The sequence below is a fragment of the Sinorhizobium fredii USDA 257 genome (assembly GCF_000265205.3).
GTDB classification, from domain to species: domain Bacteria; phylum Pseudomonadota; class Alphaproteobacteria; order Rhizobiales; family Rhizobiaceae; genus Sinorhizobium; species Sinorhizobium fredii_B.
The window spans coordinates 3,326,908-3,341,747 of the sequence record NC_018000.1 but is presented as its reverse complement, the minus strand read 5'-3'; the positions used below and the strand labels follow the sequence as shown (position 1 = coordinate 3,341,747).

The window sequence follows — 14,840 nt, the reverse complement described above, 5'->3', positions numbered from 1 at the left end:
TGGCGGTTTGCAGCGAACCGCTGACTAAAGAGCCGCCAAAACCGGAGACATGTCCGCCCAGGCCACGAAATGCGGATTTGCGAAATCGCTGTCGTCCAGTTGCTTCATCTTGCCGTAAAGGAGGCGAGAACCGTCCAGCCGGACAACCGATCCGCCGGCGGCGTTGAGCACCGCATTGCCCGCCGCCGTATCCCATTCCATCGTGCGGCCGAAGCGGGGATAGACATCCGCCCTGCCTTCGGCGAGCAGGCAGAATTTAAGCGACGAGCCGACGGAGGTGTAATCCGTCACGCCGTGACCGGCGAGAAACGCCTCGGTCTCCAAGCTGTTGTGCGAGCGGCTGGCGACGGCGGTCATCACCGGACCGCGCGCCCGAACCCGTATCGCCTGCCGATGCCCGACCGCAGTGCCGGTGCCGAAGACAAGCTTCTCCGCCCTGTCCCTGTCGGCGACGTAGGCGCAGCGCTGCGCCGGCGCGTAGACGATGCCGGCAACAGGGACATTACCCTCGATCAAGGCGATATTGACAGTGAAGTCATCGCGCCGGTTGATGAATTCCTTCGTTCCGTCGAGCGGATCAACCAGGAAGAACCTGCCACAGCTGATATCGGGGACGCGGCCGGAGGCGACGGCCTCCTCGGCGACGACCGGAATATGCGGGAAAGCTGCCGCCAACCTGTCGAGAATGATTGCTTCGGCCCGCTCATCCGCCTCGGTCACGGGCGAACAATCATCCTTGAAGCAGACAGTCGGGCCCGCCTCGTAGACGGCGAGGATCGACGCGCCGGCCTCGAGCGCGATGCGCTCGAACAGTTCGCAAAGGGGCGTCATTTGTCCTCCATCTGTCTGTCGAGGAATGCCTCGATTTTCAACGCCAGCGCAATCGGGTCCTCTTCGACCGTATTCAGATGCAGTTCCGGGTTCTCCGGCACTTCGTAGGGCGAGGAGACGCCGGTAAAGTTCGCGATCTTGCCGGCGAGAGCCTTCTCGTAAAGCCCTTTCGGATCACGCCGCGCGCATTCTTCGAGCGGTGTGTCGACGAAAATTTCGATGAACTCGCCCTCCTCCATCAGCTCGCGCGCCATGCGGCGTTCGCCGCGGAACGGCGAGATGAAGGACACAAGCACGATCAGCCCGGCATCGGCCATCAGCTTGGCGACCTCCGCGATGCGACGGATGTTTTCGACGCGATCGGCTTCGGTGAAGCCAAGGTCCCGGTTGAGCCCGTGGCGCACATTGTCGCCGTCGAGCATGTAGGTGTGCTTGCCGCGGGCATGCAGGAGCCTGTCGAGCGCATTGGCAATTGTCGACTTGCCCGAGCCGGAAAGCCCGGTGAACCACAGCACGGCGGGGCGCTGGCTCTTCATCGCCGCACGCGCGCCCTTGTTCACATCGGTCGCCTGCCAATGCACGTTGTCGGCGCGCCTGAGCGGGAAATCGATCATGCCGGCGCCGACCGTCGCGTTGGTCACCCGATCGACGAAGATGAAATTGCCGGTCGCCCTGTTGTCCTTGTAGGCGTCGAAGGCGATCGGTGCCTGGGTCGAGATGTTGCAGACGCCCACCTCGTTCATCTGCAAGGATTTGGCCGCCTCGCGGGTAAAGCTGTTGATATTCACCTGATGCTTGAGCGCCGTGACCGTTGCGCTGACGCTGTCGGTCTCGGTGCGCAGGATGTAGCTGCGCCCGGGAAGCATGGGATTGGCGTCGAACCAGATGACATGGGCCTGGAACTGGTCCGCCACGAAGGGCCTCGAGGCGGGTGCCACCAGCATGTTGCCGCGCGAGGCGTCGACCTCATCGGCCAGGACGAGCGTCACGGCCTCGCCCTCCGCCGCAGTGGCCAGATTGCCGTCGAACGACACAATCGCCTTGACCGTCGATCGTTGCCCGGATTTCGCGACGACGACCGGCTCGCCGACCGAAATCCTCCCGGAAGCGACCTGCCCGGCATAGCCGCGGAAATCCGCATTGGGGCGCATGACCAGTTGAACCGGAAAGCGGAAAGACCTCTCCGCTTCGGGCGGATCGAGCTGCACCGTCTCGAGGTATTCGAGGAGCGACGGCCCCTTGTACCAGGGTGTGTTCTGCGATGCCGAAATGACGTTGTCGCCGAACCGCGCGGAGATGGGAATCGGCTGGATGCTGACAAAGCCCAGCTTTTTCGCAAAAGCTCGGTAGTCGCGGGCGATCTCGTCGAAGACCGATTGACGGAACTCGACGAGATCGAACTTGTTGACGGCCAAAATGATGTGGCGGATGCCGAGCAGCGAGGCGATATAGGAATGGCGCCGGGTCTGCTGGAGAATGCCCTGGCGGCTGTCTATAAGGATGACGGCCAAATCCGCCGTCGAAGCGCCGGTTACCATGTTGCGCGTATATTCCTCGTGGCCGGGCGTGTCGGCGACGATGAATTTTCGCTTCGATGTGGCGAAATAGCGGTAGGCGACGTCGATGGTGATGCCCTGCTCGCGCTCCGCCTCGAGCCCGTCGAGCAGCAAGGCAAGGTCGATTTCCTCGCCGTTGGCGGCGGCCTGAGAACCGACGCGCCCGAGATTCGTCAATTGGTCCTCGAAGATCAGCTTGGCGTCGACGAGCAAGCGCCCGATAAGCGTCGATTTGCCATCGTCGACGGAGCCGCAGGTGATGAATCGGAGGACCGACTTGCTGTCGTGATCGGCCAGGTGCGCTTCCAGGTCATGTGGCGGCACCGATTGAAGATACGACATCAGAAGTACCCCTCGCGCTTCTTCTTCTCCATCGCACCGGCCTCGTCCGTGTCGATCAGCCGACTCAGCCGCTCGGAGGTGCGCACCGTCAACATCTCCCGCAATATGTCCGGAACCGTGGCAGCCTCGGAGTCGATTGCGCCGGTCAGCGGATAACAACCGAGCGTCCGGAAGCGAACCATCCGGTCCGCCACCTCTTCGCCCGGATCGAGCGGCATACGCTCGTCGTCGACCATGATGAGCATGCCGTCGCGCTGCACGATCGGTCGGGGCGCAGCGAAATAAAGCTGCACGATCGGGATGCTTTCCTGAAGGATGTATTGCCAGATGTCGAATTCGGTCCAGTTGGACAGCGGAAACACCCGCATCGTCTCGCCGGCGCCGACGCGCGTGTTATAGGTCTTCCACATCTCGGGACGCTGGCGCTTCGGGTCCCATCCATGCTGCGCGTTACGGATCGAAAACATGCGCTCCTTGGCCCGCGACTTTTCTTCGTCCCGCCGCGCTCCGGCGAGCGCCGCGTCGAAGCCGTATTTCTCGAGCGCTTGCCTGAGCGCGATCGTCTTCATGACATGGGTGTGCAGGTTGGACCCATGCGTGAAGGGACCGATGCCCTGGTCGACGCCATCCTGGTTGGTATGGACGAGAAGGTTGAATCCGAGTTCCCGCGCCATGCGATCGCGAAACTTGATCATCTCCCGGAATTTCCACCTCGTGTCCACATGCAGGAAAGGAAATGGCGGCTTTGCCGGGAAGAACGCCTTCATGGCCAGATGCAAGAGCACGGACGAATCCTTTCCGATCGAATAAAGGACGACCGGGTTCGAAAATGTCGCGACTACTTCTCGAAGGACATGAATGGCTTCAGCTTCAAGTCGCCGAAGGTTGGCAAGAGACATGCCGCAACCCCTCTGACTTTTGAAAAAAGAAACTTTTCTCTATGCATTTGTCGAATGCGCAACCCGTAAAAAACGATCGGGTGTTTCTCAGCAATCGCAGGGCGGTCGAAATTTGCCCCACTGAAAGGCGACATTTAAGCGCTATATCACTAACATTTCAAGTAACAAGACGATCGCAGCCGTTCCCGGTCAGATGGGACCGACCGATCTGGTCTTCAGAATGGCGGAGAAACGAGGGTCGAAGGTCCGGCCGATCGGCTCCGCCGCTGCGCCGATCGCCACTGCCCAGGGATCGGTGAAGCCAAGCTGAAGACGCGGCGCGCTTCGCATCCGCCGTTCGGCAATCGACGGCAGCAACGGATGAATGGCGTCGATGAGCTGGCGGGCGAGCCCTGGCGGCATGCCTCCGCAGAGCACGATCGTCTGCGGATCGAAGATCGTCTCGAGGATCTGCACGGCGCCCCTTAGCTCAAAGGCGGCTTCGGCGATCCAATCGGCAATTCTGGCGTCCGATGCCGCTGCGATATCGTCGAGCTGCCGGTAATGGTCGGGATCGGCCGGGTCGAGATCCAGAATCTTGCAGAGCGAGGCGATCGACGCCCGATGCTCGAGCGGCGCCCGCTGAGCTTCGGTTCCATGTCGCGGCCTGCTGAGGATCATGCCGATTTCGCCGGCATTGCCGTTGGCACCGCGGTACAGTTCTCCGTCGAGGATCAGGCCGGCGCCAATCCCGTAGCCGACATAGATGCAGATCGCCTGATCCAGGCCATGGGCCGCCCCGACCATCTTTTCGGCCGTCGCCGCCGCGGCCGCATCGTTTTGCAAGCGCACGTCGAGACCCGTTCCGATTGCCAAGGCTTCCGATAGCGGGAAGCGTTGCCAGAGTGCCATCATCCAGGGGTCGTCCGGATCGGTATCGATGCCGAAGGGGCCGGGCATCGCCACGCCGAGCCCGACGAGACGGTCGCGCGACTGCGACGCTACCCCGGCCAGCTCTCGCCGGGTCTTTTCGATCAGCGAGAGGATGGTCTCGGTCCCCCTCTCCGGTCCACCGGCGGGCAGGTTCGCCTCTCCCCGCGCAAGCACGGCGCCGACGAGGTCCACCGCGATCGTCCGCGTCACATGTCGATCGATCTGCAGGCCGATGGCAAAGGCGCCTTCCGGCACCAGCCGATAGGGGGTCGAAGGCTGTCCGCGTCCCTTGCGCACGGCGGCGAGCGAGACGACCAGCCCGTCGCGCTCGAGTTCCTCGATGATGTTGGACACAGCCTGCTTGGTGAGTGCGGTCGCGCGCGCCAGGTCGGCCCGCGACAATTGCCCGTTTACTCGGAGTGCGTCGATCATGACGCGCCTATTGTGGGCACTCGCGCCCTCCTGATTGGTGCCGCTCTTGGCCCGGATCGGGCGCATCTCGTTCATCCCACAAATCCCGCTTGACACATCTAGAATATTGAACAAGAAATAAGTCAAGACAATTGACTTAATGAGAGGTCGCTAGAACCTCGGGGAACGACGATAGCGGCCAGTCAGCGCCGCAAACGCTTCGATCGAGTTCTCGACGACCGTCGCGACGCGCGACGGATTCTCGCATCCGGCACGCCGTTGGGCGCGCCCCGCAGACTGGAACGATCAGCTTTGGAGGCAGCAATGTTGAAATCCACACGCAATGTTTTACTCGGTGCGACACTTCTCGGCGTCACGTTAGCGGGCCAGGCCCACGCGGAAACGACCCTCAATGCGCTGTTCATGGCGCAGGCGGCCTACAGCGAAGCCGATGTGCGTGCCATGACGGAGGCTTTCACCAAGGCCAATCCGGACGTGAAGATCAATCTCGAATTCGTGCCCTACGAGGGCCTGCATGACAAGACGGTCCTGGCGCAGGGCTCGGGCGGCGGCTACGACGTCGTCCTGTTCGACGTGATCTGGCCAGCGGAATATGCCAGCAACAAGGTGCTCGTCGATGTCACCGAGCGCGTCACGGACGAGATGAACAAGGGCATCCTGCCGGGCGCCTGGACGACGGTCGAGTACGACGGCAAGCGCTACGGCATGCCATGGATCCTCGACACCAAATACCTCTTCTACAACAAGGAAATCCTCGAAAAGGCAGGCATCAAGGCGCCGCCGAAGACCTGGGAAGAGCTTGCCGAACAGGCGAAGGCGATCAAGGACAAGGGGCTCCTCCAGACGCCGATCGCCTGGAGCTGGTCGCAGGCGGAAGCGGCGATCTGCGACTACACGACACTGGTCAGCGCCTATGGCGGCAAGTTTCTCGACGGCGGCAAGCCCGCCTTCACGACCGGTGGCGGCCTCGACGCTCTGAACTACATGGTGACGAGCTACACCTCCGGTCTCACCAATCCGAATTCGAAGGAATTCCTAGAGGAGGATGTGCGCAAGGTGTTCCAGAACGGCGAAGCTGCTTTCGCGCTCAACTGGACCTACATGTACAATCTCGCCAATGATCCCAAGGAGAGCAAGGTGGCCGGCAAGGTCGGCGTCGTGCCCGCTCCGGGCGTCACCGGCAAGAGCGAGGTTTCTGCCGTCAACGGATCCATGGGGCTCGGCATCACCACAACCAGCAAGCATCCGGAAGAGGCGTGGAAATATATCGTCCACATGACCTCGCAGGAAACGCAGAACGCCTATGCAAAGCTCAGCCTGCCGATCTGGGCCTCGTCTTATGAGGACCCCAGCGTGACCAAGGGGCAGGAAGAGCTGATCGCCGCGGCCAAGCGCGGGCTTGCCGCCATGTATCCGCGGCCGACCACGCCGAAATATCAAGAGCTCTCGACTGCGCTGCAGCAGGCGATCCAGGAAGCGCTGCTCGGCCAGGCTTCGCCGGAAGATGCGCTGAAGACCGCCGCCGAAAACAGCGGCCTCTGAAGCAAACGGATCTGGGCCCCGAACGCACCGCGTCCGGGGCCATGTGATCTCGAGTCTCACCAATCCGACCCGAGAGCGGTAAAGGTTCAACCATGTCCGGCACCTGGATTTCGACGCGCGCGTGGCTGCTGATGCTGCCTCTGCTCGTGGTGATGATCGGCGTGATCGGCTGGCCGCTCGTCGACACGGTCCGGCTTTCCTTCACTGACGCGAAGCTCGTCGGCACCGCGGGAAGCTTCGTAGGCTTCGACAATTACGAGCGAATAGTGACCGGCTCGAACTTCCGAAGGGCGCTCGTTACGACGACCTGGTTCGCCGTCGTGTCGGTCGCCGCCGAGATGGTGCTCGGCGTTCTTGCCGCCCTCCTCCTCAATCAGCGGTTCCGCGGCCGAACGGCGCTCCGGGCTCTGATGATCCTGCCCTGGGCGTTGCCGACGGTGGTCAATGCAACGTTGTGGCGGCTGATCTACAATCCGGAGTATGGCGCGCTCAACGCGGCGCTCACCCAGTTCGGCCTGATCGACAGCTATCGCTCCTGGCTCGGCGAACCGGGTTCGGCGCTCACCGCCCTCATCGTCGCGGACTGCTGGAAGAATTTTCCGCTGGTGGCGCTCATCGCACTGGCCGCCCTCCAGGCCGTTCCGCGCGAAATCACTGCCGCGGCGCTCGTCGACGGTGCCGGTGCTTTCAATCGTTTCCGCTTCGTCATCATGCCGTACCTGGCTGGCCCCCTGCTGGTGGCGTTGGTGCTACGCACCATCGAGGCTTTCAAGGTGTTCGACATCATCTGGGTGATGACGCGCGGCGGACCGGCTAATAGCACGCGCACGCTGTCGATCCTCGTCTACCAGGAAGCCTTCTCCTTCCAGCGGGCAGGTTCCGGCGCGTCGCTGGCGCTGATCGTCACCCTGCTCGTGACAGTTCTTGCAGCCGCCTATGCCGCACTGCTCCGCAGGGCAGCAGGAGCTTCGTGATGGAACGCCAGAGCCCGCTCTTCACCGCCTTCGTCTATGCGAGCGCCCTGCTTCTCGCTGCCGTGATCCTGGCGCCGGTCGTCTGGCTCTTCGTCATGAGCATTTCGCCGGCCGCCGACCTCAGCGCCAAGCCGCTCGCCTGGTGGCCGAGCGAAATCGACCTCTCCCGCTATCGCATCCTGCTGTCGGCGGTCGAAAACAGCGCCGGCGGCGCCTTCATCGCCTCGCTGATGAACAGCCTGCAGGTCGCCGCCATGGCAACGCTCGCCGCGATCGTGGTCGCCATCCCGGCTGCCTGGGCGGTGTCGCGGACGCCTGCCGTCTCCTGGTCGCTCTACGCGGTGATCGCCACCTATATGCTGCCGCCGGTGGCGCTTGCCGTGCCGCTCTATATGGGCCTTGCCTATTTCGGTCTGCTCAATTCGGTCTTCGGGCTGGCGCTCGTCTACCTGACGATTCTCGCACCCTTCACCACCTGGCTCCTGAAATCCGGCTTCGATGCCATACCGAGGGAGATCGAGAGCGCCGCAATGATAGACGGCGCGCGGCTCGATCAGATCCTGCGGCTGCTGACGCTGCCGCTCGCCGCCCCCGTCATGGCAACCTCGGCGCTCTTCGCCTTCCTGCTTGCCTGGGATGAGTTCTTCTACGCGCTGCTCTTCACCTCCGATCTGCGCGCCAAGACCTTGACCGTCGCCATTGCCGATCTCGCCGGCGGCCGTGTTTCCGATTACGGGCTGATCGCAACCGCCGGGGTGCTCGCCGCCCTGCCCCCGGTGCTGATCGGCCTTGTCATGCAACGCGCCCTGATTTCCGGGCTGACAAGTGGTGGCGTAAAGGGATGATCATGCGAACATCAAGAGAGCGCCCGGCCGGGCTCGTCGCGATCGATCGGGAGATGGCCCGCCAGCACGCCGATGCCTTGGCTTCCTATGAGGCAGCGTCGGCTCTTGCGCCACGGATTGCCGCATCGCTGAAGTCCACTGGCCGGCTTCTGCTTCTCGGCATGGGCGGCTCGCATGCTGTCGGCCGCGCCGTTGAGCCGCTCTACCGCGCCCTTGCCATCGAGGCCGTCGCCCTGCCACTTTCCGAGCAACTCGGCCAGCCCTTGGCTGTCGAAGGCAGGACCATTCTCATCACCTCGCAATCCGGTGAAAGTGCCGAGGTGCTGCGCTGGTTCAAGGAAGCGAATGGCGGCACGACCGAAACATTTGGCCTGACGCTTGAGGCGAAGTCCTTTCTCGCGAAGGCCGTGCCGTCACTGGTTGGCGCCGGCGGCAGCGAGCAGGCCTTCGCGGCAACCCGCAGCCTGACGATTAGCTTCGCGCTGCATCTTGCGATCCTTTCCGCCCTCGGGGACGATCCGAGCGAGGCGCTTCGCGCCCTTAAGGGACCGGAAGCTCCCGACATCGAAGGTGCGCTTACCGCGCTCGCCGACGTCCGCGCCGTCGTCACCTCCGGCCGACGGTTGCAGGGCCTCGCCGAGGCGATCGCACTCGGCCTCACCGAACTGTCGCGGCTGCCCTGCTTCTCGCTCGAAGGCGGACAGTTGCGGCACGGGCCGATGGAAATGCTCGGCGCCTCCGTCGGCGTCGTGCTTTTCCGTGCCGCCGATCCGGCCGCCGGGCTTGTTGCGGCAATGGCAAGTTCCGCGGCCGAAGCCGGTGCCCCGGTGGTCGTCTTCGATGCATCGGGCGAGCCACCGATCGAAGGCGTGACGACAGTTCCCTTCCGGCCAGCGGCAAGCATGGCGGCGATTTTCGCCATGCTGCCGGTCGCACAAGCCTTCATGATCGCCTTTGCCGACGCCCGCGTCGAAAACGCCGGCACGCCGGTGCGATCCACCAAGATCACCCGGAGCGAGTAGAGAGATGCGTCCGCTGGCAGTCATCGGCAATGTCAATGTCGACCTCATCCTCGGCCCTGCCGAGCCCTGGCCGAAGGCCGGCACGGAAATCATCGTCGACCACGACGAACTGCGGGTCGGCGGCTGCGCGGGAAACAGCGCGCTCGCCTGGGAGTCGCTCGGCGTCGACTACGAGATTGCCGCCAATGTCGGCAATGACCAGTTCGGTACCTGGCTGAAGGAGGCCTTCGGCGCGCGGTCGCGCCATTGGCCTGTTGAAGCCGTGGGTTCGACGCTCTCCGTCGGCATCACTCATCCGGACGGCGAGCGCACCTTCTTCACCACCCGCGGCCACCTGCCGCTCTTCAACTTCGAAGAGGTGCGCGCGATGTTCGACTGGAGCCGCCTTCGCGGCGGGCTCGCCCTGCTCTCCGGAGCATTCCTGACCGATGCGCTGACGCTTGCCTATGACGCGTTCTTCGATTGGGCGGATGCGCACGACATCGCCGTGGCGCTCGACACCGGCTGGCCGCTCGAGGGCTGGACGGAGGCCAATCGACTGAGAACGCTCGGCTGGCTGAAACGCTGCCATTGCGCCCTCTTCAACGAAGTGGAAACAACCACTCTGACCGGACGTTCCGACCCGGCCGAGGCGGCGCGCGGCCTGAAAGCGGGGATGCCTGCCGACGCGATCGTGGTCGTCAAGCGCGGCCCGCACGGGGCACTCGCCCTAGATCGCGACGGCAAGGAATTTTCCGTTGGGGCGCCGCACGTTGCCGTGATCGATACCATCGGCGCCGGCGACGTGTTCAACGCCGGCTTCCTGGCAGCGCTCGCCGCCGACATGCCGCTGGAGGCCTGCCTGAGGATCGGCGTCACGGTCGCCTCGGAAGCGATCTCCACCCTGCCGCGCAGCTACGGCAAGCCCCTTTCGGCCCTCGTCGAGGAAGCCCGTCAATGAGCGCACTCGAAATCCGCAATATCCAGAAACGCTACGGCGATATGGAAACGCTTAAAGGCATCGATATCGCGCTGGAAAGCGGCGAGTTCCTGGTGCTGCTCGGATCCTCGGGCTGCGGCAAGTCGACCCTCTTGAACATCATTGCGGGGCTCGCTGAACCTAGCGGCGGTGACATCCTGGTCGGCGAACGCTCGATCCTCGGCGCCCATCCCAAGGACCGCGACATCGCCATGGTGTTCCAGTCCTATGCGCTCTATCCGAACATGAGCGTCGCCCGCAACATCGGCTTCGGCCTCGAGATGCGCAAGGTACCGGTGGCCGAGCGGGAGAAGGCGGTGCGCGACACCGCAAAGCTGCTCCAGATCGAGAACCTGCTCGACCGCAAGCCGAGCCAGCTTTCCGGCGGGCAGCGTCAGCGGGTCGCCATCGGCCGGGCGCTGGTACGCAATCCACGGGTTTTCCTCTTCGACGAGCCGCTGTCGAACCTCGATGCCAAGCTGCGCATGGAGATGCGCACGGAACTGAAGCGCCTGCACCAGATGCTGAAGACTACGGTCGTCTATGTCACGCATGATCAGATCGAAGCGATGACGCTCGCCACCCGCATCGCCGTGATGCGCGACGGCCGCATCGAGCAGCTCGGCTCCCCGGGGGAGATCTATGACAGGCCCGCGACGCTTTACGTCGCCGGCTTCGTCGGCTCGCCGCCCATGAACATCCTGGATGCGGAAGTGACCGCAAGGGACTTGAGGATTGCGGGCTCCGACGAGGCGTTTCCACTACCGGAAGCTTTCAGCAGCGCCGTGTCTGCAACCCGTCGCGTCAAAGTGGGCGTCCGGCCCGAGGCGCTCCGGCTTGCCACCCCGGACGCGAGAGGTATCCGCCTGCCGGCAAGCATTGAAGTTATGGAGCTGACAGGGCCGGAACTGGTGACCACCGCCAGGATCGGAGAACAGCGCATCACCGCCTGCCTACCGCCGCGGACATCGCTTGGCCCCGGATCGGAACAAATCTTCTGCTTCGATGAAGATGCGCTGCATCTCTTCGACGCCGAAAACAGCCGGTCGCTTCTGGCGCGGTAGCGCCGAGACACTGCGCTGCCTCTGAGACCCTCAGCGACCTGCAGCGGTCCGCGGCGAAGGCCCGCGGTCTTGCCGGTAGCCAAGCTTCTCGGACAGCTCGCCTGCCGCATCGACCAGAACGCGAAGATAGGCATCGCGGTTGCGCAACCCGTCTTCCTTCGGAGCGACGAGGCAGAGCGTGGCGATGCAAATTTCTTCCGCGTCGTAGACCGGTACCGCGAAGCAATGGGTAAAGCTGTCGACGATGCTGTTGAAGGTGAAATAGCCGTCCTGCTTGGCTTGGCGGACCTGGCGGATGAACTCGGCCGGATCGAGGCGCTGGCCGCTCGGCAGCACGAAATCTGCCTCCGGGATGAAGGCCAATATCTCCTCGTCGCTCATGTGGTCGACGAGCAGACGACCGGAAGCGGTCCAGGGAATCGCGACCGATTCGCCGATATTGGTGGAGATGCGGAAGGGACGACTGCCCTCGTTCATCAGCACGACGGCGTACTTGTTCCCTTCGAGCTGGCACATCTGCGCGGTCTCGCGAGTCTGCTCGGCAATCCTTGCGAGCAGATGCTCGCATTCGCGCATCAGGTCGAACTGCTCCGCGTATACCGCGCCGAGGAAATAGAGCTTGCGGCCGAGGAAGACGCGGCCGTCGTCGCCCCGGTATTCGATGACGCCCTGGCGGAGAAGCAGATTGATCAGTTCATAGACGGATGAGCGCGGCGCACCGATCCCCTGCGCGATCTCGTTCGGGCGCAGGGGCTGTCGCTGCAGGCGCAGATAATCGAGGATCTCGAACGCCCGGTCGAGACCCCGTGCTCTGCGATTGATCGTGTCTTCCGCCTCCGCCATCACGTCCTCGTTTGTGTGAGTCGGGGCCAGCTCAAAGCGGCCCCGGGGGATGCATCTCATTTAGCCTTGTAGGCGACGCAGTCAACTTCCACCTTGCAGTCGACCATCATGCGCGATTGCACGCAGGCACGCGCCGGCGGGTTCCTGCCGAAATATCCCGCGTAGACGCCGTTGAACGTCCAGAAGTCACGCGGATCGTCGAGCCAGACGCCTACGCGCACCACGTCTTCGACGCCATAGCCCGCCTCATGCAGGATGGCGATCATGTTCTCGATCGCCTTGCGGCTCTCGGCGACGATGCCGCCGCCGATGATCTCGCCGTTTTCCATGGCGACCTGCCCGGAGACGTAAAGCCAACCGTTCGCCTCGACGGCGCGCGCAAAAGGCAGCGGCTGCTTGCCCGCACCGGATTCTCCCGTTCCATAACGCTTGATCGTCACACTTCACTCCACTTCTTGATTTTACTCTTACTGGTCAGTTGAACGTCGACGTTTTCAGAAATTCTGCCAGTCGTTCGGTCCTGGGTTTCAGGAACATTTCGCGTGGATTGCCCTCCTCGCCGATGCGTCCCTGGTTCATGAAGATCACCCGCGACGACACCTCATAGGCAAAGCGCATCTCGTGGGTGACAATCAGCATGCTCATGCCGTCGTCGGCGAGCGCCTTGATCACCTGCAACACCTCGTTGACGAGCTCCGGGTCGAGCGCCGAGGTCACCTCGTCGAAGAGCATCAACTTCGGGTTCATGGCGATGGCGCGGGCGATTGCCACGCGCTGCTGCTGCCCGCCGGAAAGCTGGCCCGGATAATGGTCGATGCGTGAGAGCAGGCCGACGCGGTCGAGCCATTTCTCCGCCACCGCCCGCGCCTCGTCGCGGCTCATCTTCTTCACCTTGATGAGCCCAAGCATGACGTTGCCGGCGGCGGTCATGTGCGGAAACAGGTTGAACTGCTGGAAGGCCATGCCGGTCAGCGCCCGCTGTCGGGCGATCTCCCGCTCCGGCTTGCGACGGCGCACGCCGCCGGCCGTCTCGTAGCCGATTTCCTGGCCGTCGATCGAGATCGTGCCGCCCTGGAACTCCTCGAGCATGTTGATGCAGCGGAGCATCGTCGTCTTGCCGGAGCCGCTGGAGCCGATGATGCTGATCACCTCGCCCTGCCGCATCGAGCAGTCGACGCCCTTCAGCACCTCGACCGTGCCGTAGCGCTTATGGAGATCGCGGATTTCAAGAAGATTGGTCATCGGATTTCCGAGGCCTCACGATGGAACGGCGGTTCTGCGCTCGACGTAGCGGCCGAAGCGCTCGATGCCGTAGTTGATGACGAAATAGAGGAAGCCCGCGAAGAAATAGAACTCGAGGCTCATGAAGGTGCGGGAGATCACTTCCTGGGTGCGCAAGAGCAGTTCGCCGACGCCGATGATCGAAAGCAGCGTCGATGCCTTGACCATCTCGGCCGCCGTGTTGACCCAGGCAGGCAGCGCCTGACGCAGCGCCTGCGGCCCCAGCACATAGACAAAGGTCTGCGGGAAGGTCAGCCCTATCGCCTTGGCGGCCTCGGTCTGGCCCTTAGGGATAGACTGGAGCGCGCCACGCACCAGTTCGCCGACATGCGAACTGCAGAAGACCGCCAGCGCAAGGACGCCCGCCTGGAACGGACCGAGATCGATGCCGATGGTGCTCAGGACATAGTAGCTCGCGAGTACGAGCACCAGCACCGGCGTGCCGCGGATGAAGTCCGTATAGCCGCGCACAAGCCATTGGACTGGCCTGTAGCCATAGGTGAGCGCAAGGCCGACAAAGACGCCAAGCACCGTGCCGACGACGATCGAGAGGAGCGAGATGGAGATCGACACGCCGAGCCCCTTGAGGAGCGGGACACGTGCGACCCAGATTTGATCGACAAAGCTGAAATCCATGGCGATCACCTCGGAACGGCAAGACGTCGCTCGACGGCGCGCATCAGAGCGGCCAGCAGCGAGCAGGTTGCGACATAGAGGCAGCTCGCGACGATCCAGGTTTCGATGACGCGGAAGGTCTCGACATTGATCTTGCGTGCCTCGAACGTAAGCTCCGGCACGGCGATTGCTGCGGCAAGCGAGGTGTCCTTGAACAGCGAGATCAATGTGCTGCCGAGTGACGGCAGGACGTTGCGCAGCATCAGCGGAATGATGATCGAGGTGCGGATCTGCATCTCCGTGAGGCCGATCGCGAGCCCCGCCTCCCGCTGACCCGCCGGCACGGCGATCAGGCCGCCGCGGAACACTTCGGCCAGATAGGCGCCGGAATAGATCGCCAGCGTCATCACAAAGCTTTCGATTTTTCCAAGCCGGACGCCGAGCTCGGGAAGGGCGAAATAGCTGAAAAGGACAAGCACGAGGATCGGCGTGTTGCGGATGATCGTCACGTAGAGTCCGGCCGGTTTTCGCAAGAGGACGCTCTTGGAAACGAGGCCGAAGGCGGTGATCAGTCCGATCACGCAACCGGCGAGGATCGCCACGACCGCGAGACCAAGGCTGAGCGCCAGCCCCTGGAGAAGCAGGTCGAACGAGCGCCAGACAGCCGCGAAGTTCAATGTATAGGTCATGGGCGAAGCCATTCGAAGCAAAGCGATCGGCAGCC

15 protein-coding genes are annotated in these 14,840 nt (G+C 63.2%); 6 read left to right on the top strand and 9 right to left on the bottom strand.

Annotation, left to right across the window (positions count from 1 at the left end; translation table 11 throughout):
• Nucleotides 1-24 precede the first annotated feature (24 nt).
• The 4 genes from cysQ to USDA257_RS15470 all read right to left on the bottom strand — a co-directional run bounded on the left by cysQ (nt 25) and on the right by USDA257_RS15470 (nt 5,047).
• The gene (gene cysQ, locus USDA257_RS15485) at nt 25-831 is read right to left on the bottom strand and encodes a 3'(2'),5'-bisphosphate nucleotidase CysQ (protein ID WP_014763921.1); all 807 of its coding nucleotides are present in this window, start codon (nt 829-831) and stop codon (nt 25-27) included.
• A complete protein-coding gene (cysN, locus tag USDA257_RS15480; protein WP_014763920.1) occupies nt 828-2,729 on the bottom strand; it encodes a sulfate adenylyltransferase subunit CysN in 1,902 nt (633 codons plus the stop codon). Before cysN ends, cysQ begins: the two co-directional genes overlap by 4 nt.
• Nucleotides 2,729-3,628 (bottom strand): sulfate adenylyltransferase subunit CysD, encoded by a 900-nt coding sequence (gene cysD, locus USDA257_RS15475; RefSeq protein ID WP_014763919.1) that lies wholly within the window; start codon nt 3,626-3,628, stop codon nt 2,729-2,731. Before cysD ends, cysN begins: the two co-directional genes overlap by 1 nt.
• 189 nt (nt 3,629-3,817) lie before the next feature.
• Nucleotides 3,818-5,047 (bottom strand): ROK family transcriptional regulator, encoded by a 1,230-nt coding sequence (locus tag USDA257_RS15470; protein ID WP_014763917.1) that lies wholly within the window; start codon nt 5,045-5,047, stop codon nt 3,818-3,820.
• Between the two features lie 228 nt (nt 5,048-5,275).
• Between USDA257_RS15470 and USDA257_RS15465 the strand changes: the two genes are divergently transcribed.
• The 6 genes from USDA257_RS15465 to USDA257_RS15440 all read left to right on the top strand — a co-directional run bounded on the left by USDA257_RS15465 (nt 5,276) and on the right by USDA257_RS15440 (nt 11,377).
• Nucleotides 5,276-6,514, top strand: coding sequence for an extracellular solute-binding protein (locus USDA257_RS15465; RefSeq protein WP_014763916.1), 1,239 nt, complete (start codon nt 5,276-5,278; stop codon nt 6,512-6,514).
• Between the two features lie 92 nt (nt 6,515-6,606).
• On the top strand, nt 6,607-7,488 hold the full coding sequence (locus USDA257_RS15460) for a carbohydrate ABC transporter permease (RefSeq protein ID WP_014763915.1): 882 nt from the start codon (nt 6,607-6,609) through the stop codon (nt 7,486-7,488).
• A complete protein-coding gene (locus USDA257_RS15455; RefSeq protein WP_014763914.1) occupies nt 7,488-8,333 on the top strand; it encodes a carbohydrate ABC transporter permease in 846 nt (281 codons plus the stop codon). The genes USDA257_RS15460 and USDA257_RS15455 overlap by 1 nt, the downstream gene beginning before the upstream one ends.
• A gap of 2 nt (nt 8,334-8,335) precedes the next feature.
• The gene (locus tag USDA257_RS15450; protein WP_014763913.1) at nt 8,336-9,355 is read left to right on the top strand and encodes an SIS domain-containing protein; all 1,020 of its coding nucleotides are present in this window, start codon (nt 8,336-8,338) and stop codon (nt 9,353-9,355) included.
• Between the two features lie 4 nt (nt 9,356-9,359).
• Nucleotides 9,360-10,295, top strand: a complete 936-nt coding sequence (locus USDA257_RS15445) for a PfkB family carbohydrate kinase (protein WP_014763912.1) — start codon at nt 9,360-9,362, stop codon at nt 10,293-10,295.
• A complete protein-coding gene (locus USDA257_RS15440) occupies nt 10,292-11,377 on the top strand; it encodes an ABC transporter ATP-binding protein (RefSeq protein WP_014763911.1) in 1,086 nt (361 codons plus the stop codon). Before USDA257_RS15445 ends, USDA257_RS15440 begins: the two co-directional genes overlap by 4 nt.
• A gap of 30 nt (nt 11,378-11,407) precedes the next feature.
• Here USDA257_RS15440 and USDA257_RS15435 read toward each other — a convergent pair whose 3' ends face one another.
• The 5 genes from USDA257_RS15435 to USDA257_RS15415 are packed head-to-tail and all read right to left on the bottom strand — an operon-like array spanning nt 11,408 to nt 14,805.
• Complete coding sequence (locus USDA257_RS15435) at nt 11,408-12,220, bottom strand: IclR family transcriptional regulator (RefSeq protein WP_014763910.1); 813 nt, start codon at nt 12,218-12,220, stop codon at nt 11,408-11,410.
• A gap of 56 nt (nt 12,221-12,276) precedes the next feature.
• Complete coding sequence (locus USDA257_RS15430) at nt 12,277-12,660, bottom strand: RidA family protein (RefSeq protein ID WP_014763909.1); 384 nt, start codon at nt 12,658-12,660, stop codon at nt 12,277-12,279.
• A 34-nt stretch (nt 12,661-12,694) separates the two neighbouring features.
• The gene (locus tag USDA257_RS15425; protein WP_014763908.1) at nt 12,695-13,462 is read right to left on the bottom strand and encodes an amino acid ABC transporter ATP-binding protein; all 768 of its coding nucleotides are present in this window, start codon (nt 13,460-13,462) and stop codon (nt 12,695-12,697) included.
• A gap of 15 nt (nt 13,463-13,477) precedes the next feature.
• Nucleotides 13,478-14,137 carry an amino acid ABC transporter permease gene (locus USDA257_RS15420; RefSeq protein ID WP_014763907.1) on the bottom strand — a complete coding sequence of 220 codons (660 nt, stop codon included), beginning with the start codon at nt 14,135-14,137 and terminating at the stop codon, nt 13,478-13,480.
• A 5-nt stretch (nt 14,138-14,142) separates the two neighbouring features.
• The gene (locus USDA257_RS15415) at nt 14,143-14,805 is read right to left on the bottom strand and encodes an amino acid ABC transporter permease (RefSeq protein WP_041415306.1); all 663 of its coding nucleotides are present in this window, start codon (nt 14,803-14,805) and stop codon (nt 14,143-14,145) included.
• Nucleotides 14,806-14,840: the final 35 nt, after the last annotated feature.